At 44.3% G+C, this 22,300-nt stretch carries 18 protein-coding genes; 5 read left to right on the forward strand and 13 right to left on the reverse strand.

Features of this window, described 5'->3' with window-relative positions; all coding sequences use genetic code 11:
• Positions 1 to 48: 48 nt before the first annotated feature.
• Positions 49 to 1,089, reverse strand: a complete 1,041-nt coding sequence (locus DK188_RS19675) for a 6-bladed beta-propeller (RefSeq protein ID WP_111672618.1) — start codon at positions 1,087 to 1,089, stop codon at positions 49 to 51.
• 149 nt (positions 1,090 to 1,238) lie between these two features.
• Here DK188_RS19675 and DK188_RS19680 point away from each other — a divergent pair, with 149 nt between their 5' ends.
• The 5 genes from DK188_RS19680 (at position 1,239) to DK188_RS19700 (ending at position 5,638) form a co-directional block, all read left to right on the forward strand.
• Positions 1,239 to 2,066 carry a sugar phosphate isomerase/epimerase family protein gene (locus tag DK188_RS19680; RefSeq protein ID WP_111672565.1) on the forward strand — a complete coding sequence of 276 codons (828 nt, stop codon included), beginning with the start codon at positions 1,239 to 1,241 and terminating at the stop codon, positions 2,064 to 2,066.
• Between the two features lie 120 nt (positions 2,067 to 2,186).
• Complete coding sequence (locus tag DK188_RS19685; protein WP_111672566.1) at positions 2,187 to 2,783, forward strand: DUF2911 domain-containing protein; 597 nt, start codon at positions 2,187 to 2,189, stop codon at positions 2,781 to 2,783.
• A gap of 121 nt (positions 2,784 to 2,904) precedes the next feature.
• Entirely contained in the window at positions 2,905 to 3,747 is an 843-nt protein-coding gene (locus tag DK188_RS19690) for a sulfurtransferase (RefSeq protein WP_111672619.1), read from the forward strand.
• Complete coding sequence (trhA, locus tag DK188_RS19695) at positions 3,744 to 4,400, forward strand: PAQR family membrane homeostasis protein TrhA (RefSeq protein WP_111672567.1); 657 nt, start codon at positions 3,744 to 3,746, stop codon at positions 4,398 to 4,400. The genes DK188_RS19690 and trhA overlap by 4 nt, the downstream gene beginning before the upstream one ends.
• A gap of 134 nt (positions 4,401 to 4,534) precedes the next feature.
• The gene (locus DK188_RS19700; RefSeq protein WP_111672568.1) at positions 4,535 to 5,638 is read left to right on the forward strand and encodes an acyltransferase family protein; all 1,104 of its coding nucleotides are present in this window, start codon (positions 4,535 to 4,537) and stop codon (positions 5,636 to 5,638) included.
• Positions 5,639 to 5,752: 114 nt separating this feature from the next.
• Here the strand turns inward: DK188_RS19700 and DK188_RS19705 are convergent, their stop codons facing one another.
• The 12 genes from DK188_RS19705 to DK188_RS19760 all read right to left on the reverse strand — a co-directional run bounded on the left by DK188_RS19705 (position 5,753) and on the right by DK188_RS19760 (position 22,144).
• On the reverse strand, positions 5,753 to 6,289 hold the full coding sequence (locus DK188_RS19705) for a pyridoxamine 5'-phosphate oxidase family protein (RefSeq protein ID WP_111672569.1): 537 nt from the start codon (positions 6,287 to 6,289) through the stop codon (positions 5,753 to 5,755).
• A gap of 469 nt (positions 6,290 to 6,758) precedes the next feature.
• A complete protein-coding gene (locus tag DK188_RS19710) occupies positions 6,759 to 7,007 on the reverse strand; it encodes a DUF7218 family protein (protein ID WP_111672570.1) in 249 nt (82 codons plus the stop codon).
• A 219-nt stretch (positions 7,008 to 7,226) separates the two neighbouring features.
• Positions 7,227 to 8,255, reverse strand: a complete 1,029-nt coding sequence (locus DK188_RS19715) for a proline iminopeptidase-family hydrolase (RefSeq protein WP_111672571.1) — start codon at positions 8,253 to 8,255, stop codon at positions 7,227 to 7,229.
• Positions 8,256 to 8,412: 157 nt separating this feature from the next.
• Entirely contained in the window at positions 8,413 to 8,673 is a 261-nt protein-coding gene (locus DK188_RS19720) for a hypothetical protein (RefSeq protein ID WP_157963291.1), read from the reverse strand.
• 139 nt (positions 8,674 to 8,812) lie between these two features.
• The gene (locus tag DK188_RS19725; protein WP_394335856.1) at positions 8,813 to 9,976 is read right to left on the reverse strand and encodes a Gfo/Idh/MocA family protein; all 1,164 of its coding nucleotides are present in this window, start codon (positions 9,974 to 9,976) and stop codon (positions 8,813 to 8,815) included.
• 93 nt (positions 9,977 to 10,069) lie between these two features.
• Complete coding sequence (locus DK188_RS19730) at positions 10,070 to 11,092, reverse strand: sugar phosphate isomerase/epimerase family protein (protein ID WP_394335857.1); 1,023 nt, start codon at positions 11,090 to 11,092, stop codon at positions 10,070 to 10,072.
• Positions 11,093 to 11,219: 127 nt separating this feature from the next.
• Positions 11,220 to 12,428: a hypothetical protein gene (locus tag DK188_RS19735; protein ID WP_111672575.1), complete on the reverse strand. Its 1,209-nt coding sequence runs from the start codon at positions 12,426 to 12,428 to the stop codon at positions 11,220 to 11,222.
• Between the two features lie 177 nt (positions 12,429 to 12,605).
• Positions 12,606 to 13,664: an aldose 1-epimerase family protein gene (locus DK188_RS19740; protein ID WP_111672576.1), complete on the reverse strand. Its 1,059-nt coding sequence runs from the start codon at positions 13,662 to 13,664 to the stop codon at positions 12,606 to 12,608.
• Positions 13,665 to 13,889: 225 nt separating this feature from the next.
• A complete protein-coding gene (locus tag DK188_RS19745) occupies positions 13,890 to 14,651 on the reverse strand; it encodes a 3-keto-disaccharide hydrolase (protein WP_111672577.1) in 762 nt (253 codons plus the stop codon).
• Positions 14,648 to 17,332, reverse strand: a complete 2,685-nt coding sequence (locus DK188_RS19750; RefSeq protein ID WP_111672578.1) for a c-type cytochrome — start codon at positions 17,330 to 17,332, stop codon at positions 14,648 to 14,650. The genes DK188_RS19745 and DK188_RS19750 overlap by 4 nt, the downstream gene beginning before the upstream one ends.
• Before the next feature lie 216 nt (positions 17,333 to 17,548).
• A complete protein-coding gene (locus DK188_RS19755; RefSeq protein WP_111672579.1) occupies positions 17,549 to 19,060 on the reverse strand; it encodes a RagB/SusD family nutrient uptake outer membrane protein in 1,512 nt (503 codons plus the stop codon).
• 45 nt (positions 19,061 to 19,105) lie between these two features.
• Complete coding sequence (locus DK188_RS19760) at positions 19,106 to 22,144, reverse strand: SusC/RagA family TonB-linked outer membrane protein (RefSeq protein WP_232825781.1); 3,039 nt, start codon at positions 22,142 to 22,144, stop codon at positions 19,106 to 19,108.
• Positions 22,145 to 22,300: the final 156 nt, after the last annotated feature.

Genomic DNA, 22,300 nt, shown 5'->3' on the forward strand with positions numbered 1-22,300 from the left:
CAATATTGAAATATTGAACATCGAATTCTGGATAATGAATACTGAAGTCTATACTCTGGTAAGTTTAATCGGATAGCTTTTCCCCGCATTCCACTGGCATACATAGATATTTTCATCCTGATCGATGCACACATCATGACAATGTTTGAATACGGCTTCTTTCTGTACCATTAGCTGAAGTTCTCCATTTCGGTATTCTGGTGCAGTTCCACCGGGATTGGATACTACTTTGTTTTCTTTGTCCAAGATGGTGACAAATCCGGAATTATCGGTTTGCTCCAAATACCTCAATCTTGACCAGCAAACCCCGGCATAGAGATTTTCACCATGAATGACCGGACGGCATACAAATGCTCCCGGGAGGAAAATGGTCTCCATATAGTTCCCGTCCATACTGAACCGCTTGAAGGAATTATGACCTCGTGAGGTACAAAGTAAAGTAGGCGCCTTCCCGCCACGCTGATCGATCGCGATCCCATGTGCAGTACTAAACTCAGCGTCCTGATTGCCTCTGCCTCCAAATTTCCGAATGAAATTCCCGTCTTTGTCGAACTGAAGAAAATACTGGGATCCATAGCCATCAGCGATATACAAATCTCCATTTGGAGCAACAGCCGTCTCTGTAGGAACCCAAGACATTTTTTCAGTATAAATTCCTGAAGCTAGGGGAGATTTAATTTCGGCAATAATTCTACCATCAAGCGTGGTTTTCACTACTTTTCCCCCGTTATCTACCACCCAGAGGTATTCCGCGTCCCCTTCATCTACCAGGGAAAGTCCATGAGCCCGATCCAGCCCCAAAGTCCAGGTAGAAAGCAATTTCCCAGACTGATCGTAGATGATTACGTTATTTTTCACTTCATCGGTCAGCATAATCATGCGACCTTTTCGATCCATCACCATCTCATGGCAATTGACCACAGGCACCTTGGCAGGGTCTAGGTTACCCCATGCGGAGTCAATTTTATACTTGAAATCACCGTGACCTAGGATCGTTTCTTGCTTCGCAAGTAGCGGAATGTATGGATTAATACTCATAGCGAGTCCTAAAAAGGAGGAGGTTTGAATGAATTTTCTTCTGGAGTTCATGTGCGAATTGACTATCATCAAGGTAATCTATTCTGGAAAGATTGAAAAATCGAAAGGTTGGAAAATTGAAAAATTTGGGTCCTCGGTCTTTAAAAAGATTGAAAAAAAAAGGAAATGCCTAAATTGGATCAACTCAAAATCAACCTGTCATGCAAATCAAACACCTATTCCTAGCCCTCCTATTACTTGGTCCCCTTGGACTGAGTGCTCAGGAAATAGCGCTTCAACTCTACTCACTCAGAAATGAGATGAAAGAAGATCCTGTCAAATACCATCAGATGATTTCCGAATGGGGCATTTCTGCGCTTGAAGGTGGTGGTGGATATGGAATGTCAGATGCAGAATACCAAAAATTGCTCGCTGATAATAAACTGAAAATAGTAGGTGTCGGTGCAGACTATAATCGGCTGAAAACAGATCCCGCAGGTATCATCGCCGATGCAAAAAAATACGGTGCTAAATACGCCACCTGCTATTGGATCCCTCACGCAGAAGGTCCCATAAGTCTAGAAGAAATCAAGGCTGCAACGGAGCTATTCAACACTGCCGGGGAAATGCTAGCCAAAGAAGGGATCACACTTACTTACCATCCCCATGGTTACGAATTTCAGAATTCAGGTTCGGGTACCCCAATGGATTACATGCTTGCAAATGCCAAAAACTTCAAGTTTAATATGGATGTTTTCTGGGTGAAAATGGGCGGAGGAGACCCACTTGCCATCATGAAAGCTCATCCGGGCAAATTCCCGCAACTTCACCTCAAGGATCGAAAAAAAGGAACTCCGGGCTCCCCTGATGGACGGGGAGACGTGGAAACAAATGTCGTTTTGGGAACAGGAGATATTGATATTGCGGGACTGATTCAAGAAGCAAAAAAGCAAGGAACCAGCTATCTCGTAATTGAGGATGAAAGCTCCAGATCTGTGACTCAAATCCCGCAAAGCGTAGCCTTTATCAAAAGTGAATTGAAAAAATGATTAAGGATAGCCCTTGACAGCAAACCTTCCGGAGATTCATCTCGGAAGGTTTTTTTGTATGAACATCCGTCCTGATTTTTTGTTAGCTTTCAAACTTAAATCCAAATTCAAATTAACCCCATGAAAAACACAAAATTCTTTTTACTGGCAATCGCCCTAGTTTTCGTTGCTTCCTTCTCTGCAAATGCGCAATTGCAAACCCCATCCCTAAGTCCAGCAGCGACGGTTTCGCAGGTAGTCGGCTTTACTAAAATCAGCATTGACTATTCTTCACCAGCTGTAAAAGGAAGAAAAATCTTCGGAGAAATCGAGAAATACGGGGTCACTTGGAGAGCTGGCGCTAATGCGCAGACCGTGATTGAATTCAGTACAGGCGTAAGCATCGGCGGAAAAAACATCCGTGCCGGAAAGTACTCCATCTTCATGACACCGACCGAATCAGGCGACTGGACGGTTCACTTGAACAGCAAAGCTGCATCTGTATTTAGCTACATGAAAGATGGCAAGATCGACGAGGCCGCGGTTGCTGCGGACGATGCAGTCTCTTTCAAAGCTACCACCGAAAGAGGCGGCAATACAGAGCGACTTCAGTATCATATTTCCGCAGGAGATAACCAGACTGCGACAATCACCATGGCTTGGGAAGGTGTAAAAGTGTCTTTCCCTGTGGATACCCAGGTTGCTCAAAAAATGGAACAATTCAAAAGCCAGTTTTAAGTTTGGCTTAGAAACTATTCAATCGATAAGTAAAGACCTGTCTCCCAGAGGGGACAGGTTTTTTCATGCCTTTTTCGGTCAATATTCTTTAAATTCCCCCTCTTTTCGAAATATTCAACTTATGACCCCACCGATCATCTCAGCCCAGCATCTTCTTTCCCTACTTAGTCAACCCGAACTGATCTTGGTAGACGCAAGAACCAGCCCTAATCCCAAAGGAACTTTTGAGCAAGGTCACCTGGAAAATGCCCGGTTCGTCGATCCCAATAAGGGCCTAGCCGATATCAAGGAAAATCTTGCGAATGGCGGTCGGCATCCGCTTCCGGAAGTACAGGATTTTTGTAAAGTTTTAGGAAAGTTGGGAATTACTCCTGAAAGCCATGTGGTCGTCTATGATGATCAAAATGGTGCCAATGCAGCTGCACGTATGTGGTGGATGCTTCGTGCATTGGGACATGAAAAGGTCCAAGTGTTGGAGGGAGGTATTCAAGCCGGACAAAAAGCCGGGATCCCAATGACCATTGTTGCTGGAGAAGTGCGTGAGGTCTCATCTTATCCTGCGAGAAGTTGGAAATTAGGAATTGCCACCATGGAAGAAGTTGAAAAAGCGGCTTGGGACAAAGAAAAGCTAATCGTTGATGTCCGATCGGAGGAACGATATCGAGGCGATCATGAACCTATCGATTTGATTGCCGGACATATTCCCGGTGCTGAAAACATTCCGCTTACAGAAAATATGGACGGAAGAGGGAATTTTCTTTCTCCGGAAAAATTAAGAGAAAAGTATGGAGAACTACTCGGTGACTTCTCTAATAAAAACATCATTGTCCATTGCGGTTCGGGAGTATCTGCCTGTCATACGCTTTTAGCCCTAGATTATGCGGGGTTGGGTATCCCCAAACTGTACGTGGGATCCTGGAGTGAGTGGAGTCGAAATGAAAAACCAATCGGCAAAAGTCTATGAGCCGGACTGGGAAGATCCAGTTGGAGAAAAGGATTCAAACCCCTGAGGAGGAACGGGCCAATGCTTGGTCTCATGGGATTGGTTTAATCCTTGGGCTAGTGGGAATCCCTTTTCTTTTGAGCAAAGCTTTATCCCAAAACGAAACCGAAGCCATCATTGGAGCTTTGGCTTTCAGCCTTGGAATTTTATTGGTTTACGGCTTTTCTACGCTTTATCATGCCGCCAAAACCGCATCCAAAAAGGCAAGGCTTCAAGTCTTGGATCATGTTTCCATTTACTTCTTGATAGCCGGATCTTACACACCAATGGTCTTGGCAATTCTTAAACCTGAAAAAGCGATAATTTTCCTTTCCATCATCTGGGGTTCAGTTTTGATTGGCACTTTCTTCAAACTCTTTTTTACTAAAAAATTTAAAACCCTTTCCTTGATCATTTACCTCACTATGGGCTGGCTCGCAGTATTTTTCTTTAGCGAATTAATAGAAAAATTAGCTTTTGAAACCCTTTTTTGGATCGGAGCGGGAGGGCTGAGTTATACCGTAGGAGTCTTTTTTTATGTAAAGAGCCAAAAACAATACTATCACGCCATTTGGCATCTATTTGTATTGGCAGGAACTGCTGCGCACTATGTTGCGGTATTTCAGATTGTGTAAACTCCCCTTTTACAGCCCTCAAATCATCTGGATTTTGCTTTCCCCCATTTAGGCTAAAAACAAGCCCAGTCATCAAATTTCGACCTGCAAATCACGTAGATTTTTTAACTTGATCTTAACCCAAATCCTGCAGTATGGCTTCACTTTCACCTAACCCAACCCAGCGATTAGTTTCCCTGGATGTGTATCGAGGTTTGACCATGTTTTTGCTGGTAGCAGAAGCTGCCTTGGTCTATGATTCTTTATTGGAGCTTTTTCCAGAAGGCCATGTTTTGCATTCGTTTTTCTTACAATTCACTCATCATGAATGGAATGGATTACGCTTTTGGGACCTGATCCAGCCATTTTTCATGTTTATTGTGGGGGTGGCGATGCCATTTTCCCTCAATAAAAGGTTGGCTATTTCTGAGGATCAAGGTAAAGTCACGCTTCACATTCTCAAGCGTTGTTTGTTTCTTTTCCTTTTCGGCACAGGCCTGCATTGCATCTATTCGGGGGAATTGGTTTTTGAATTATGGAATGTCTTGACCCAACTTTCCTTCACTATTTTGGTTACCTACTTCCTACTTACCAAAGGTTGGAAAGTTCAGCTGGGTGTGTCTTTGGGACTTTTGGTACTGACAGAGGTACTCTACCGAGTTTACAATCCCGAGGTTTCCTTTGAGCACGGAAGCAATTTTGGGAATTACATTGATCAACTCCTAATGGGCAAAATCAATAATGGAGGCTGGGTGGCAATCAATGCAATCCCAACTGCTGCCCACACCATTTGGGGTGCTATTTGTGGAAATTTACTTCTTTCCAAAAAACCGGATTCCGAGAAAGTCAGAACATTTGTGATTGCAGGATTGGTAGGATTAGTAATTGGATTTGGCCTTGATTTGGCTGAAATTACACCCATCATCAAGCGAATCAGTACCACTGCTTTTGTATTTGCGTCCGGAGGATTTGCAGTGCTTGCTTTAGCTTTATTTTACTGGCTGGTAGATATCAAAAAGCGAAAAGGATGGGTTTTCCCCTTTTTGATCGTTGGGATGAACTCAATTTTCATTTACCTATTTGCAGAGATTTTGGGAAGATGGCTATTTCGGACCATTGGAATTTTCAGTACGGGTTTTCTTGGTTGGACAGGAATAGGAGAACATGGATTGGCGCTGATTACAGCTTTGATCACCTTGACTGCACTTTGGGGATTGTGCTATTTCCTCTATCGAAAAGGAATTTTTTTGAGGATTTGATTTGAGAAAATAGAGGATCTATCGCCAAGTTTCGCTACAGAAAAAATTGATTTAGAGACATAAAAAAAGTGTAACACTTCAAGCGCTACACTTCTCTATGAAAGAGTTTTAACCTTAGAGGATCAAATCACCTTCAATCGAATCATCCATTGTCTTTCCAGAAATAGCGCTAAAAAGGACCTTGATCCCAGCTATCGCATTTCCGTGCTTGTTGTCCCAGTAATAACCAGAATCAGGAATAAACTGGATAACTGAAATCCTCGGATCATCGATTCCTTCGGTAAACCAAGCCTTTACGGTTGGATCCCAAAGTTCCTTGATCTTTTCTTTATCGTAACTCAGTACTGCATGTCCGTTGAGTTCCAGAAAATCGGAGTAAGAAGAACCCTGAAAATATAATGTGACATTCTTATTCTGCTCCAATTCCATATTTTTCATGCTGTCTTTCGCGCTGAGAAACCAGACATTTCCTGCCTCGTCTGTTTTTTGTACTGCCATTGGCCGAGATTTATGAGAGCCGTTTAGCTGAGCCTGAGTCACAAAAAAGCAGGAACCGGATTTGTCGATAAGGGAGCGAATTTTCTCCACAGCCTCCATCCCCGACAAATTTTTTCTGTTTTGTTCTTCTTGCCTTTCGTTAATTGAGTCCATAGTTAAGATGGTTTAGTGATTTTAAGTTTAAGATTGCCTCTTGCTAATCAGTATGGAGGCAGTTGAATAGTAATCAATCAAAAGTTCATCCAAGAACACTTTGTCATTTATAGAATAATGCGTTCAAAAATTAATCGCTTCTCTTAAAAATTAAATTGCGCAGCGATTAGCAGTTAAGAGAACGATTGACATGGTTTTGACCAAAGGACTATTCGAATGGTTCCACAATAGGCCAAGGATTTAAAAAATTGAATTGTCAAAAAGTAGGTAAACTTCTTTTCCCGATGCTTCAAAGAGAGTTTCAAATTCCACAAACTGTGTATTTTTCGAACCACTTTCGGACATTCCAAGATTTTGACTGAGTGCTCTGCACTACTGCCGGTTTTAATTCCCCCTTTAATACAGGAGATAAACATTGCCTTGCCCTGGATCCGAATCCTCGAATTGTAGTCAATTCATTTGGTTAAAATTAGCTGTTTCTTAATGCCTCTATCAATTCCTTCTTGGTCATCTTGCTTCTACCCGAGATTCCGACTTGCTTTGCTTTTTCATAGAGGTCCTGCTTAGATCGGTCTTCGTATTTTTCAGCTTTTCCGCCCTTTTTTCCAGAATCAGGGGTATTGGCTATTCTTGCAGCTTTTTGCGCGCTCATGCCCTTTTCTCTTAGCGCTTCGTATTTCGCATCATCCTTTATGCTTGGGCCGTGATCCTTTGCCATGATTAGTCTGTTTTATGGGTTTATACCTTTGATTTATCAGGAAACGACTCCGACTAAATCTCCAAAGTCAAAGTGATTCCGGAAATATAAATCAAATATGAAGCCGAGTGAGCTTCATTTTGATTGTAGAAAAGGATAAACCTTTGTTCAATGTGGTATTTTACTTCGGCAAGTACATCGGAAAATCTAATTCAAAATCGCAAAGGTAAAGTAGAAGTACTATTGGAAATTCCCCGTATCCACGTCTTTTATAAACTGTATCAAACCGGGAAAAAAGTGCTCCGGATCATCATATTGACTCAGGTGACTACCGTTCGGACAAAGTAAGAATCTGCCGTTTTGAACTTCTCCAGCCATCCATTCCATGTGTTTGGGATCCATCGTGTCGTGTGTCCCGCCGATGACCAAAGTTGGAACGGTGATATTTTTCAATTGATCCTTCACATCCCAACCTTCCAGACTTGCTCCTGAAGTAATCCCAAATTCGCTGTAGCCCTGCATGTACACATAGACGTTGGGATTAACCTGTCCCATCATGCGGTTGATCTCTTCAGGCCATTCATTAGGGGGCATGCGAAGGACGTGCTGCGGATAGTGATGCTCCCCGAGCAATTCCATGTAGCGGGGATTTTCGAAGTCATTGTTCTTTTCGATTTCCATCAGTTCGGCAAACACAGCCGGCGGCATCTGAGGACCGAGAACTTCCTTCGCGTATTTCTCATAGTCATCCAAGCTCGCCATCATGTTGGAAATGATCAGGCCTTTGAGTTTATCTTGGTGCTTAAAAGCATATTCCATCCCGAGCATTCCTCCCCAAGACTGCCCGTAGAGGTAAAAGTTATTCTTGTCCAGCCCCAACGCAATTCTCACCTGCTCCACTTCATCTACAAATCGCTCAATCGTCCACAAAGTAGAATCCTCCGGCTGATCCGAGTGCGCCGAGCCCAACTGATCATACCAGATAAACTCGATGTTTTCCTGAGGGAGGAAATCGGTGAAGTTCGCATATTGCTCATGCGTCATGCCCGGTCCCCCATGTAGCAAAAGCACTTTCATGGTCGGATTGTCACCTACCCGCTTGGTCCACACTTTAAATTCACCTTTAGGCGTTTGGATCGGGATCAGTTGAACTCCAGCTTCCAATGCTACTGCTGTCGAATCAGCCTGAATTGTTTCAGTCTGGGTGGAAGGTTGACAGGAGAAAAGAGCAATTGCTGCAAAAAGAAGTAGAAACCAAGGATTTTTCATGTGTGATGTGAATTGTTCCAAAACAAGTTAATCCAAAGATCTCAAGGATTCAACACCAAACATGCTATGGGAGATTTGGAGGTAAATGAGAAAAAAATCCAGTAATGTTAAGAGCAAAAACTCGAAGATATTCGAGTTGGAATTTTTGAACTTCAATTTATCTGAGAGAAATTCTTACTTCTAAATCGCCCTCTACTTTACCCAAAGGACTATAGTTAAACAAAAATTCCTGGGCATAATAATCTCCTTCGATTAAAGTATCAATTTTCCCATTTCCTTTAAACTTAAAATATTCTTGTAACAGGATCTCACCTTCCATATTTCCAGAAATCTCTAGCCTATAATAATTTGGATGGAAGCCACAAAAGTTAAAATCCAGTTTTTCAGAATATGGCTTACCCAAATCAAATTTGCTCACAGCCAACTCACACTTTTGTAGCCTACCACAACTCCCAAGAGTTAAAACCAAAAATAAAAACAGCTATTTTCTTCATATAACTCATATAGGAAACTCCAAGCCTTTCGACTTGGAGTTTTTAGACTTCTGACTTTTTAATTCAGACTTTTTCAACCCACTCTACACCGGTATCTTTCCAAGATCGAGAGTTGGCAGATTCGATGACTGCTTCGCAGACTTTCTGAGTTTCAAATGCGTCCCGGAAAGTCGGATGACAAGGTTCCCCAGTCTGCAAACTTAGGAAGAAATCAGAAACCTGATGGATAAAGGAATGCTCATAGCCGATGGAAGTGCCCGGAATCCACCAGCGCTTCATGTACGGATGGTCCCCGTCGGTCACGTGAATGGAACGCCATCCCCGCACAATTCCTTCGTCACTGTGATCGAAATATTCTAATCGGGTCAAATCATGTAGATCCCAGCGGATCGAAGCATGCTCCCCATTTATTTCAAAAGTATAAAGTGCCTTGTGCCCACGAGCATAGCGTGTGGCCTCGAAGAGTCCCAAGGAACCGTTGTCAAAGTGACAATGGAAAATACAGGCATCGTCAATTCCGACTTTTTGCTTTTCCCCTGAACCCACATGAACTCTCTCTTTTACAAACGTTTCTGTCATGGCCGAGACATCTTTTATTCCACCATTAAGCCACATCGCCGTATCGATGCAGTGCGCCAAAAGGTCTCCCGTCACTCCCGACCCCGCGGCATCCACATCCAGTCTCCAGAGACCGTCACCTCCTTGCGGCAATTCGGGATTGATGGTCCAATCCTGCAAGAAGTTGGCTCGATAATGGAAAATTTTCCCAAGCTTGCCTGAGGCGACAATGTTTTTGGCCAAGGTTACAGCCGGAACCCTTCGGTAATTGTACCAGACGGTATTTTTCACTCCGGCTGCTTCCACCGCTTTCACCATTTCTTCAGCTTCAGCTACAGTTCGAGCCAAAGGCTTTTCGCAAAGGATCATCTTTCCTGCTTTAGCCGCTGCGATGGCGATTTCGGCATGGGAATCATTTGGGGTACAAATGTCCACAGCATCGATATCGTCACGCGCGATGATCTTTCGCCAGTCCGTCTCGATAGACGCATAGCCCCACTGATCAGCAAATGCTTGCGCACGCTCTGCCTTCCTGGAGCAGCAAGCTTGAAGCACGGGAACGTATTCGTATTCCGGGAAAAAGTCAGCTAAACGTTTGTAACCATTGGTATGTATTCGGCCCATCAGCCCTGTGCCGATCAGTCCGATTCGTATTTGTTTTTTTGACATAATAATTGAATTTGAAATTTGAAAGGTTTGAAATTTGAAATTGTCAAGCCTTAGAGTTAAGTGAATCTCGAATTTTGAATCTCAAATATCGAATCAACCATTCCAGCCATGTGCTTCTCGCACCTTCACCATCGCAGTTAGGATATCATTCCAGGTTTGCTGATTTTCCATCACTGCATTTGGGAACATGCAACCATCCCAGCAGATGTGTTGGAATGCTTTGGTTAGCTCGCCTTTTCCATCCCGAAGCCAATATCCCGCATCGTGCGCAATATCCAGAAGTCCGTTTGGATCAGTGGCCTGGCAATGGCGGCCTGTTTTATCGTGAGAACCTGAACCGAAAACAGAACCGTCATTTTGTGCGACGTGAAAGTCAATCGTCCAAGGACGTAAAGCATCAGTCACCGTTTTCAAAGCCGCTTTGATCGTTTCTCGGTCTTTCAGATCCGCATCTATTGGTAAAATCCGATTTTCTGGAGCATTATAACCCATGGTATAAAGGAAAGTATGGGACATATCTGCCTGGAAACCGATGTTTGGACGATCGACCATTTCCAGTAGCTCTACCATGTGCTTCCAGCTATGCATCGCACCCCAGCAGATTTCTCCCTCAGCAGCTAATTTCTCACCAAATCCAGCCGCCACATCGCAAGCCTCACGGAATGTCTCAGCTATTTGCTTCGTATTTGCAACAGGGTCTTTTGCCCAATCGGAAACTCCTGCAGCAGAGTCGATCCGGACAACTCCATAATGTCTTACTCCCAGTGATTTCAGCTGTTGGCCAAATTCACAGGATTTACGGACCATTTCCACAAAAGTCTTGCGCTGATCAGCTGTACCCATGGCAGATCCTGCCCAGATCGGAGCAACCAAGGAACCCACGTTCAAGTTGTATTTGGAAACTTTATCGGCAAGTTTTTTCGCCTCGTCAGGATTGTTCAGGTCAAAGTGCGGTTCGAGCAAACCCACATCAATTCCGTCAAATTTCACCCCGTTTACTTCCGCGGCAGCGGTCATGGACAGAAGTGTATCAAAAGGAATGACTGGTTCGGAATCCGGGCCTTTGCCCACCAATCCCGGCCAGGTGGCGTTGTGGAGTTTTGGGAAGTTGTTCATGGTTATGGGGTTAATGGTTATTAGTTATTGGGAATTTGTTACTTGTTGGATGTCCAATGACTGATGATTGGAGACCGAAGAATGCCAGATTTTGTCTTTTGTCTAAAAACTAGCGTCTTAAGTCTTTCTATTTGATCTCCAAATCAGGATTTCTTGGACCGAAGTGCTTCAGCATCACGATCGGGTCTGTTTTAGAAAGGTTGGTAATCTTCACCCCAGCTTTAGCTGCATCCTCGGATACAAAATACTCATCATGAGTCAATTGACCAAAGCGGATCAACGCAGGTGTCTCGATGTCCCAAGCGCCCATTTTACCATAACCCTGCATCATGATCATGCCATATGCTGCTGCATCTTTGATCATCACAGTCTGTCCAGGCATTACAGTCAGTTCTTTGGCGCTGTAGTCATGAGACCGGTAGCAAATCCAGTTTTCATGGTACCCAGCGGCATGCATTTCGCTCACCGAAGAAACAGGCCTTGGCTCCATGTAGTGATTATCCATCAGGTTGGGATTCACATTGAGGTCCCAATCGATCATTTCCACCAGCAAGTCATAGTCACCCCATCGGTCCTTAGGCGTAGCATTCCAAAGCAATTCTTCAGGGATTATCGCCTCATTTACCAATGACTGATACATGGCGAAAATGTCAGACGCTTTCTGTGGCTCGTAGGTACAAAGCGAACCTGGAGCATGCAGCATTCCCGGAGGAACATCCCAGCCAGTACCTGGCTGCAGGCGGAAGGCTTGGCTGTAGTTCGTGATTTTATTATCGCCTTTGGTGAAGTTTCTCAAGCAGTCCAAGATGGTTTCCTTACTCGTCCCTGGAGCAATGCCAAAGAAAGTGTAAGGAAAATCGCCTCCATGGTTGTTCACTTGGGGTGGAAAGTAATAGGCTTCAGGTTTTCCGTTTTGATTGGTCAGCTTCCCGAATTCATCGGATGGATGAATGTGATGCGGAAGCGGGCCCATGTTGTCAAAAAATTTAGAGTACATCGGCCATGACTTGTACTGGTTCCAAAGTCGCGAACCGATGATCTGCGCTCCCAATTCATCTATTGCATCTTTTAGGAGAAACTGATGGGTTTTGCCACCGTCTTCGAAAGCGATATGACTTAAGCCTTCATTTTTGGAAGTAAGCGGACCATTCTCCGCAGGTGTGGTAGATGAAAACCAACGCTCGTCGATCCCTCCGCGCATTCCTCCAAAGGAATAATAATCGTCGGGATGAAGTTTGATTCTTCGGCCGGGTACGCAAAACGATCGAGGCACCCAAGTCGGGGTTAATCTCAGTATTCCTTCGCCTTGTTCAAGGGCTTTTTTTGCTAGGGTCATGGTGTGGGTTTGGTTATTAGTTATTGGGTTACCTTTCTTCGATGTTCGATATTCAACATTCGATATTCAGTATTTGGTTATTAGTTATTGGTTATTAAGATATTAGTGTACCATCCTTCGATTATAGAAATTGTTCAGAGTTCAATATTCAAAGTCGTCAATCTCAAATTTCAAATCTCAAACTTTAAATCCTTTCGCTTTCTCCCCTGTCAGCACTTCCAACCTCAAATCATAGGTCCTGCTTTCTCCGGGATCAAGCAGAATCAAGGTTCCATTCTCTCTTGCCGCAGCCTGACCAATCGGAGGATGAGTTGCCGGCTCTAAAGCGGTGACGTACTCATTTTTCCCCCAATGCTGCCAGTTGATCAGCCATGGCATTTGGATTTTTGAAAAGGAAATTTTTAGGGCCAGTTCCAGCTGATCATTGGCATATCCACAGGTGACCACATTTTCCGAATCAGTTTTTGGATCAATAAAAGCCACATCTTCACCAAATCCTGAATGCGCATCCATCGGCGGGGCGCAGCGGGTAAATTCGTGCTTTCGGTTGAAATCTGTATTATTTGCATCAGTGGCTTTGGGCTTTTTCTCACCTTGCCAAACAATTCGAGTCCCTTCATCAATCAGCGGCCAACCACAATTGATATGATACAAAATCATGTGGGGTGCAGGAGAATTTCCTCTGTTGGTGATGGTGTCTTTGATGCGAATTTCTGCTGAACCCAGTGTTCCAGAGATACTTCTCAGCATCTCCAAACTTGGTCCAAACGTAGTCGTCTCACGAACTTTGGCAACAATCTCAAAACTCAAATCTCCTGAGAAAATATCCGGCTGCTTGATCGAAATCAATTCAGCCGGAAGATTGGAATAGTTCCCATGTAAACCTCTGGAACCGTTTTCATCCGTGTTTGGCGGGCCGGCATTGGAAAGTCCACAGGTGGTAAGCAAACCTCCACCAAAGGTGCGAAGCCAGTCGATCCCCTGATTGGAAAAAGGCTGTGGAGCAATCAATCCTAGGTGGGAGATCCAAGCAAGACTATGCTCATTGAAGAACGCATCCAAAATATCCATCCCACGATCCAAAACCAACTTGTAACGGAGACCTGTACCGGTATTGACCCAAGCAATTCGGACACCACGGCCTGGTCCATTATCGAGAACCGAGGTTTCTATTCCGCCGATTTGTTGGGAATTGGAAAGTTTATACTTCCAAGTGCTGTGGTTTTCCAGGTTCATTTTGGGCTAAGAGGACTAGATTTAAACCTATAAAAAAGGCCTTCCGAGACTATCCTGCTGTATATGGGTAACAGGAGAAAGCTTGGCATAAGATAGCGGAAATGGAAAAGGAAATTTTGCCATTGGTCAAAAAATAAAAAAGCAAATTGAAGGATAGGCTGCTAAAAAGTGAATTAAAAAAGGCGCAGATTTCGCTGCGCCTCTTTGACTTTGTAAATGAATCTCCTAGAGTTTTTTCAGTTCAATATTTTTAAACATTACTTTCATCGGAGGTCCCACATGAACCTGCATTCCCATCAGACCTTTCATCATCCGGTTTTTTTGATCCTCATCATGTACCTCGCTCATCAGTGTGCCATTCACATAATGCTTGAGTACATTGCCTTTGATCACCAAGTGAATCGTATTCCACTCGCCTTTCTTGATCAGATTACCGAGCTCGGCTCGATCTCCGAGATCTTCTACAAGGTTGAGCCCTTTCCAGGCATTCCGCTCTACATATCCCCTCACCTCAGTGATGGAATCAGGCTGAGCCATAATTCGGGTCTTTTGGCCTCGATAAGCTAGAGTGGTTCGCTTTCGCTCCTCGTAATTTTGTCCGGTGTATCGATTAGCACCATCAATATCAGCCTGGTAGCCGCGAAGAGCAAAAGGCACCTCTGTGAATCGATCGCTGCGATATTGCACTCCTGAATTCCCAGTTTCGGAGATCCAATAGTCCAGTTTCAGTTCAAAATCCGCCAGTTCTCCACCTTTCCAGATGATAAATGTATTGGCTTTCAGCACAGTTTCCGGGGTGATTTCACCGACTATAGCTCCATCTTTCACTGACCAATATACCGGGTCATATTCCCAGCCATCCAGCGACTTTCCATCAAAAATCGGCTCAAAATCAGCCTGTTCGATCGTTGAAGAGATACACCCGACAGAAATAATTGCCGCTAGGATGAAGAACATTTTTAGTCTATAGGAAGTAGGGCGGATCATCTTTGTGCAGTTGGTTGTTTGTAAACAGCATGATCTGCGTTACCCCCAGAAACTAAGTAAGCCATCAGATCTTTGAGCTCCTCTTCATTCAATCTATTGATCAAACCGGGCATCATGATGGAAACTTCGGCGTTTTTCTTCAGCACAACGGTGCTCTTTGGAATGGTTTTGATGTCGTTGGGAGCGAATGGATTTTGAGAAAGGTAATAGTTAGCCTCATCTTCGTCATTCAATTTGCCCACGACGGAACCACCTTCTTTCAACTCCAAAACAGTAGCATGGTATTGATCTGAAATCGTCTCACTTGGATTGATCGTAGCTACGAGAATATCCTTAGGAGAAAATCTGGTTCCGAGTTGAGTCAGGTCAGGACCAATGGCTCCGCCCTCACCTTGCATGGTGTGACAAGATTGACATAGCACGGCAGCATACATGGCTTTGCCTTTTACCAAATCTCTACCTGAAAGATTGGCCACAAGGGGCTCAGCTTCTTCGACTGTCCATCTTCTGCCAGGCCCCTCTGGCTGCACTCCGGTATTGACGATATCATTACCGCTTTCTGTCAAGAGCTTACCTCCAGACATCTCATCATACTTTTCAAAATCAGCTTTATCTACACTTGCTAAAGCCATTTTTCGAGCCCTATCAATGAAGCCTACATAGCTTCTACCACCTTTATAGGCAGTAAGCGCATTATTTATCCAGGAGAAATACTCGTCTCGCTGGGCCTCAGTCCAGCCTTTATCTGCACCGCCCAAGACTGTGGCATAAAAGGTTGCCTGAGCTGGAGGAACATTAGCCAACATATTGGCGATATCCATACCGTACTGAGGATTTCTGAAGATCAGGTCTGAAGATGCTGTGAAAGTCTTTTGGTAGTCAGGATCATCCTTCGCATTTTTCAACAGTGCCAAAGTTTTTTCTACGGCATTTGGAGCATCCAGATGCGTCATTAGGATACTCAGAGATCGGTCTAGGTGGTTGTCATTGGCCGGAAAGTGAGGATCTAAGTACGCAATCAATTGTGACTTGACAGATTGAGATCCAGCATCATAGCGATATAGAATAACCTCAATGGTCCTCAGCAAATCTTGTTTATCCTTTGCGCTTAGTCCATTGTAATCGATTTGCATCAGACTGTTCAGCATTGGTGCTGCATCCGCATCGGTCGCGTGGTGAGCCATAGCCAAGATTGCCTGAATCTTCTTGGTAGGATCTGACTCAGCGAGCGCCTTATCCTTCCAAGAGGATACCGGCTGATGCTCCAGAACGATCCTTGCTGCATATTGGACATAGCGATCCTCGTGTCCCAATTGTGCCCATGCTTTGTCCAAGCCATCTGCCGGTGCACCCGCTTTATGATATTGCTCTAAGTCTCTTCTCGTTTTTGCCTCCTGAGGCAGATCCGCTTCGGTCAGAGGCGAATAGGTATCCAACTCACCCGTATAAGTCACACGATATAGATCTGAGTCCAGTCTTCTACCCCCAGTAGCAAAATAAAAAGCGCCATCAGGACCAATGATTCCATCCGTCAATGGAAGCGGCGAACCTGAAATAAATTCCTCAGCGGTAGCATCGTATGTAGCACCATTGGGAGTGAGGTGAATGGCATAGATGATGCCGAAACTCCAGTCAAAAGCATATAGTGCTTTCTTGTATTTACTTGGGAAATTGGCGCCAAAGCCAAACATGGCATTGGTGGGAGACCCCTGTCCGATATTTAGCACTGCAGGCAGATTGTCAGGGTAGTTTGGAGACCACTTGGAGTTTCCGGTTCTCCATCCAAATTCCGATCCACTGGTCACATGGTTGATTCGAGTAGGCCGATACCAAGGCATGCCAAAATCCCACTCCATATCTGCGTCATAGGCAAAGATGTCACCCACTTCATTGTAATCGAAATCAAATGCGTTTCTAAAACCTGCTCCGATCAATTCCCAATCTTTTCCCTCAGGGTCGATTCTGGCAATCCACCCACCTGGAGCCATTCTGCTATTGGCATGTCCTCTTGGATCCTTGATCAGGGGAAACAGATTGTCCTCCTGCCAGACATTCGGAAGTCGGTATGCATTCATTTCAGGTACATCCACATGGTTTCCGGCAATCAGGTAAATGCCTTTGCCATCAGGCGTCACTTTCATACTGTGAGGACCATGCTCACCCTGCTGTCCCTTCAATTCACGGATCTGGGTCACTGTCTCAAACTGATCGTCCCCGTCTAGATCCTGAATTCGATAAAGTCCCGTGGGCTGGCTAAAAGTCTCATTGGGGTTGTGATTGACCATCACATAGAGGGAGTTAAAGGCGTAAAGTAAGCCTTGAGCATAGCCCATTCCCACCTGGGGCTCTGCCACATTTCCGACAATAAGTTTTTCCACTTTTGGCTTGACGGAGCTGTCCGAACCGACTGGTGGCAGCTCCAAGCGATACAAGAAGCCGTATTGATCGGAGGTAATCATCCGCCCTTTGTCATCGAAGGTCATCGCTACCCAAGAGCCTTGATCATTGACTCCGGGACTATAGATCAATTCCGCTACGAAACCGTCGGGAAGCTTGAGTTTATCTATTTTAGGATTGCCGGTAAGCTGCCGGCCTGTTTCTTCCTTTTTAGAGCAGGCAAAAGAAATTGCCACTACCCCGACAACTAGGAAAAGGTAATTAAGTGTGCTTTTGTGGAACATATTTTTTGGGATTATTGGATTTCAGGTTACGGAAATTTCTTACAATTCAAGTTCAGGATTATTTTCTACGGGAGAAAACCATTCATGAAGGCTATTTACTTTCTGTCAAGTAATAAACTGTCCTGCCATCTCGGGGTAGGAAGAAAATAACCCAACAACTTTCAGACTTTGGAAATCTTACCGGTTGTCGGGCTATTTGAATTGAAGAAAACCAACTTAGAAATAAGGACTCAAATCAGATTCAGCTGCTGGATAAGCATAGAACTTATTGAGATTTGTAAAAACGTTGTTTCTAGGTACCGCTCCTGCAATAGGCGGATAATAATAAGCTCTGGGGTTAGCTACTACCCGCTGTCCAAAAGGTACTATGATTTCCTGGATGCGGTCTGTTCGCTGAATATCAAACCATCGTTTGTTTTCAAAGGCTAATTCTACCCTTCTTTCTTTGAAAATCGCTTCTCGAACATCAGCTTGACCAGATGCCGTCGTTGCAGCCAATCCTGCTCTGCTTCTGACTTGATTGAGAAGTGGAATAGCCTCTGCTGTTTTTCCCTGCTCATTTAATACCTCGGCCATGAACAACAAAACTTCAGCATACCTGTAGATCGGAAAGTTCATCCCGTGATTGTTGTGTTGGGAATGTGGACTTTCAAACTTCTTGATATACGGTAAAGTTTTTGGGTCTTGGAAAGCTCCGGACAGAAAGACATACCCAATGGATACGTCTTCTCGCAGATCGCCTTCTTCATAAGCCTCGATGATATCCGGAGTAGGAATATTATTTCCTTCACCATCAATCGGCTGAGGATTGCTGGTACCCATAATGGGCTGAAGTTCGGCTGCTGATATTGGTCTTGGCATGAATTGGTACATAAAATTGCCCTGTAGGCCTGCGGCTCCTTCAATAAACTGAACCTCAAACACAGATTCCGCATTGTTTTTATTTGCCACGTTTTCTGAGAAGGCCATGTCATAGGAAGGCATCAGCATATACTGCCCGCCTGAAATTATCGGCGCTAGCACTTGCTCAGCTTCAGACCATTTTTTTTGATTGATATACACATTTGCCAATAGAGTACGCGCAGCTCCGGAAGTGACACGTCCAGGCTGTTGTGTCGCCTTATCCAGTAGGAGTGGAATCGCAGCCACAAGATCAGATTCAATTTGAGCATAGACTTCAGCCTCTGGAGATAATTCCAAGGCAGCCTCCGCTCTCACTGCGACCGGCTTTAGGTGAAGAGGAACACTTCCGAAATAACGGGCGAGTTCAAAGTAGGCATAGGCTCTAAGAAATAGGGCCTGACCTTTCAAATTACCCTTGACGGTCGCATCAAAATCGACGTCATCGATCAGAGCCAAAATTTGATTCGTCCTGGCAATGATCAGGTAATCCTGACGCCATTGATTCAGTACGTGGACGTTTGCAGTAGTCCCGTTTGACTCTGGCACGGAAAAATCCGCCAAATCCTCCTGGTTGTCTACTGCCCCGAAGAGCACATTTCGCGCATAGTAGGTGTTGTCAGAATGCATCTCTGACAATAGCCAAGAGCGGTCGTTGGTAATCGTCCGCAAAGGGGCATAGGCCGCATTGACAGCCTGCTCAAAGTCATTCTGATTTTTAAAGAAGGTGGCTGAGCTCAATTGCGTCTCAGGCACTACAGTCAGAAAGTCTTCACAGCTGGTCAGGAATAAACTGGCCGAAAGTAATCCTATGATATATTTTTTCATGTTGATGTCTTTTGAAGTTAAAGTAAACTGTCTGGTATCAGGAGATTAAAAGTTCACATTCACACCGAAAGTGATCGTGCGTGGAACTGGATATCCTGCCAGGTCGATACCAGGGCTTAAGTTTCCTCCATCACCCTGTCCATTATCCTGCATACTCACTTCAGGATTGGATCCTCCCCAATAGGGGGTGAATACCCAAAGATTTTGTCCAGAAGCATAAATTCGGGCAGACTTTACTGATTTAGGGAGTTTTTTGAAGGTATAACCAATGGTTATATTTCGAATGGTAAAGTAGGAGGCATCCCACACAAAATTACTGTTTGGCCAATCGCGCTCTACCCCAGTGACATTACCTCCACCCACGGTGGTGCCAAAAATACCTTCACCCGGATTCTCTGGAGATCTGAATCGGTCTTTAGCTCTTCTGACCATGTTGAATACTCCATCCAAATTTGCTGTACTGAAGAGATGCCGCATGTAAAGTTCATTTCCCTCTGAGCCCGAAGCGGTGATACTTGCGTCCCAATTTTTAAAGGTGAAATTATTGACAATTCCGTATACAAAATCGGGGAAAGGATTACCGATAATTGTTCGATCATCGTTATCTCCTCCAAAAGTGATCACCCCATCCCCATTCACATCTTCCAATTTGATACTTCCAACAGTAGACCTTCCTGGAATCTTTGGAGAATTGGCTAAATCCTCGGCATTGGCATAATTTCCTAATTTATTCAACCCATAAAACTGACCGAAAGGCTGACCGACTTGAGTGATATGAAACTGACCATAGACTCTGTCAATTCCATCTGCCAATTCGAGCACCTCATTTCTATTGAATGAAATGTTGGCATTGATGTTCCAACGGAAGTTTGCGGTATTCACAGCTATTGCATTGACGGCAAATTCATGACCCCAAAACTTTATCTCTCCAATGTTGTCATTGAAATTAGTAAAGCCCGATTCCTGTGGAATCTGAACTGCGTAGAGTAGGTTTGTGGTGTTTTTGGTGTAAAAATCATAGACAAGTGAGACACGATCATCCCAAAGCCCCAAGTCCAACCCAATATCAAACTGAGCTGTTGTCTCCCAGCCCAAGTTATTGTTTTGAAGTGAGGTAACACCTGCTCCCGGCACTAGGGTATTTCCAAAAGCTGCATTTATCGTATTGTTAACCAACGCGTAAGAGGTATAGTTACCGATGTTGTTGTTACCGGTTATCCCGTAGCTGGCTCTTATTTTGGTAAATGAAATCGCGGAATTGTCTGACAGGAATCCTTCATCGGACAGGACCCATCCTGCTGAGGCAGAAGGAAAGACACCCCATCTATTATCTGCACCAAATCTGGATGATCCATCACCTCTGACAGAAGCAGTAAAGAGGTATTTCCCTTTGTAATTGTAAGTCAATCGGGAAAACACAGAAGTCAAAGTCCATTCTTCCACCCCACTTATGGTACCACCACGGTTGATATTAAGTGCGCCCTGGATAGTAGGGAGTCGATCGTCAGCGTAAGTGTCGGCCTGAACTCTAGTCCGGTCTCTTCTGAATTGCTGATTGGAAAATCCTCCCAATATTTGGAAGTTATGATCCCCAAATCCTTTATCGTAGGTCACAATATTTTCATTCAACCATGAAAAATCTTCGTTATCATCCCGAATTGAAGCTGCTACTGTAGGAATTGCAACGTTGATGGATGAAGTCGCTGTGGATGGATTGAAAGAGAAAAATCGTGAATTCCGGATTTCGGCATTAAATGTAGACTTTACCGATAAACCCTTAATTGGCTTCCATTCCGCATAAGTATTTGCCAAAACACTGACTACCAGAGTCTCATTGATAATTTCATCCGCCGATCTCAGCCAGTTTGGATAGGCAAAGATATTACCTGTATTTGCAGGAAAGCGGTTGAAAAACGTCAACTCTCCGTCCTCATCATAGATGGGCATCACCGGCCAAGTATGCAGTGCATTGAACAAAATCCCAGTACCTCTAGAACCATCGGTTCGGGGGGTATTGTCTTTCACATAGTTTGGTGCCACATTGACCCCAATGTTTACTTTGTCGGAAACCGCATAATCGGTATTCATTCTAAGGGAGAATCGCTGGTAATCTGTATTTCTAACGACACCTTTCTGATCAAACACCCCGGCAATCACTGCCGTATTGACTTTTTCCTTGTTTGAAGTAACTGTTAAGTTATAGCTGGTAATCGGTGCAGTCTCCAGCATGGCTCCATACCAATCATTGGTTTCACCTCTGTACTGAGCGGGATTCTGAAATACCTCAGGCACGACCTGACCGGCATCTTCATAGTACTCTTTCTTAAACTGCGCAAATTCCTCAGCATTCATCATTTCCAACCTTCCCTGCTCAGGCACTTGTTGAAAACCTGTAAATACATTGAGGTTCACATTTGTCACTCCCGCCTTACCTTTCTTAGTAGTAATCAACACAACTCCATTTGCAGCTCGAGATCCATAAAGTGAAGTCGATGCAGCATCTTTTAGAACTGATATATCTTCAATTTCGTCTGGGTTGATGGAGTTGATATCGCCAGTAATGGGGAATCCATCCACCACGTAAAGTGGCTGGCTACCACCGGAAACAGACAGTTGACCTCGGATCCGCACATTCATCCCCTGACCCGGACGGCCAGTAGTCTGATTGATCTGAACTCCAGCGAGTCTACCTTGAAGCTTTTGTGCCACTGACGAAACAGGCAGGTCAGCCAATTCTTTTCCATTCACTGATTGGATAGATCCTGTTACTTCTTTTTTGATCTGACTACCATAGCCCACCACCACCACTTCAGAAAGATCAGAAGTAGATAGAGCCAAAGTTATATCGTAGGTAGTCTTGCCTCCTACCACGGCAACTTCGGTGGTGGTATAGCCCACAAAACTTACAACCAACGTTTCACCGGCTGCTGCTTCTATGGAAAAAGACCCATCAATATCAGTGACTGTACCGCGCTGGGTGCCTTTCACCAATACCAGTGCTCCCGGTATAGGCTCACCTTCGGATGTGACCACACCCTGGACAGATTGGGACTGCCCATAACTCGTTACGCTTATGCAAAACATAAGCAACAAAAATCCGAAAAGCCGAATTTTCATTTTAGATAGATAGTAGTTATTCATAAGACGGGTTTTATTGTATTGAAAATAATTCCATCCAATTACACCATATTCATAAAAGACCCTATCCTGCCCAATCCTGTAAAAAGTTCTCTAAATCAG

The organism is Algoriphagus litoralis (assembly GCF_003259255.1).
GTDB classification, from domain to species: Bacteria; Bacteroidota; Bacteroidia; order Cytophagales; family Cyclobacteriaceae; genus Algoriphagus; species Algoriphagus litoralis.

Coding starts and splice junctions, on each gene's coding strand:
- DK188_RS19675 (WP_111672618.1), bottom strand. CDS start 1,089: ATGAACTCCAGAAGAAAATTCATTCAAACCTCCTCCTTTTTAGGACTC.
- DK188_RS19680 (WP_111672565.1), top strand. CDS start 1,239: ATGCAAATCAAACACCTATTCCTAGCCCTCCTATTACTTGGTCCCCTT.
- DK188_RS19685 (WP_111672566.1), top strand. CDS start 2,187: ATGAAAAACACAAAATTCTTTTTACTGGCAATCGCCCTAGTTTTCGTT.
- DK188_RS19690 (WP_111672619.1), top strand. CDS start 2,905: ATGACCCCACCGATCATCTCAGCCCAGCATCTTCTTTCCCTACTTAGT.
- trhA (WP_111672567.1), top strand. CDS start 3,744: ATGAGCCGGACTGGGAAGATCCAGTTGGAGAAAAGGATTCAAACCCCT.
- DK188_RS19700 (WP_111672568.1), top strand. CDS start 4,535: ATGGCTTCACTTTCACCTAACCCAACCCAGCGATTAGTTTCCCTGGAT.
- DK188_RS19705 (WP_111672569.1), bottom strand. CDS start 6,289: ATGGACTCAATTAACGAAAGGCAAGAAGAACAAAACAGAAAAAATTTG.
- DK188_RS19710 (WP_111672570.1), bottom strand. CDS start 7,007: ATGGCAAAGGATCACGGCCCAAGCATAAAGGATGATGCGAAATACGAA.
- DK188_RS19715 (WP_111672571.1), bottom strand. CDS start 8,255: ATGAAAAATCCTTGGTTTCTACTTCTTTTTGCAGCAATTGCTCTTTTC.
- DK188_RS19725 (WP_394335856.1), bottom strand. CDS start 9,976: ATGTCAAAAAAACAAATACGAATCGGACTGATCGGCACAGGGCTGATG.
- DK188_RS19730 (WP_394335857.1), bottom strand. CDS start 11,092: ATGAACAACTTCCCAAAACTCCACAACGCCACCTGGCCGGGATTGGTG.
- DK188_RS19735 (WP_111672575.1), bottom strand. CDS start 12,428: ATGACCCTAGCAAAAAAAGCCCTTGAACAAGGCGAAGGAATACTGAGA.
- DK188_RS19740 (WP_111672576.1), bottom strand. CDS start 13,664: ATGAACCTGGAAAACCACAGCACTTGGAAGTATAAACTTTCCAATTCC.
- DK188_RS19745 (WP_111672577.1), bottom strand. CDS start 14,651: ATGATCCGCCCTACTTCCTATAGACTAAAAATGTTCTTCATCCTAGCG.
- DK188_RS19750 (WP_111672578.1), bottom strand. CDS start 17,332: ATGTTCCACAAAAGCACACTTAATTACCTTTTCCTAGTTGTCGGGGTA.
- DK188_RS19755 (WP_111672579.1), bottom strand. CDS start 19,060: ATGAAAAAATATATCATAGGATTACTTTCGGCCAGTTTATTCCTGACC.
- DK188_RS19760 (WP_232825781.1), bottom strand. CDS start 22,144: ATGTTTTGCATAAGCGTAACGAGTTATGGGCAGTCCCAATCTGTCCAG.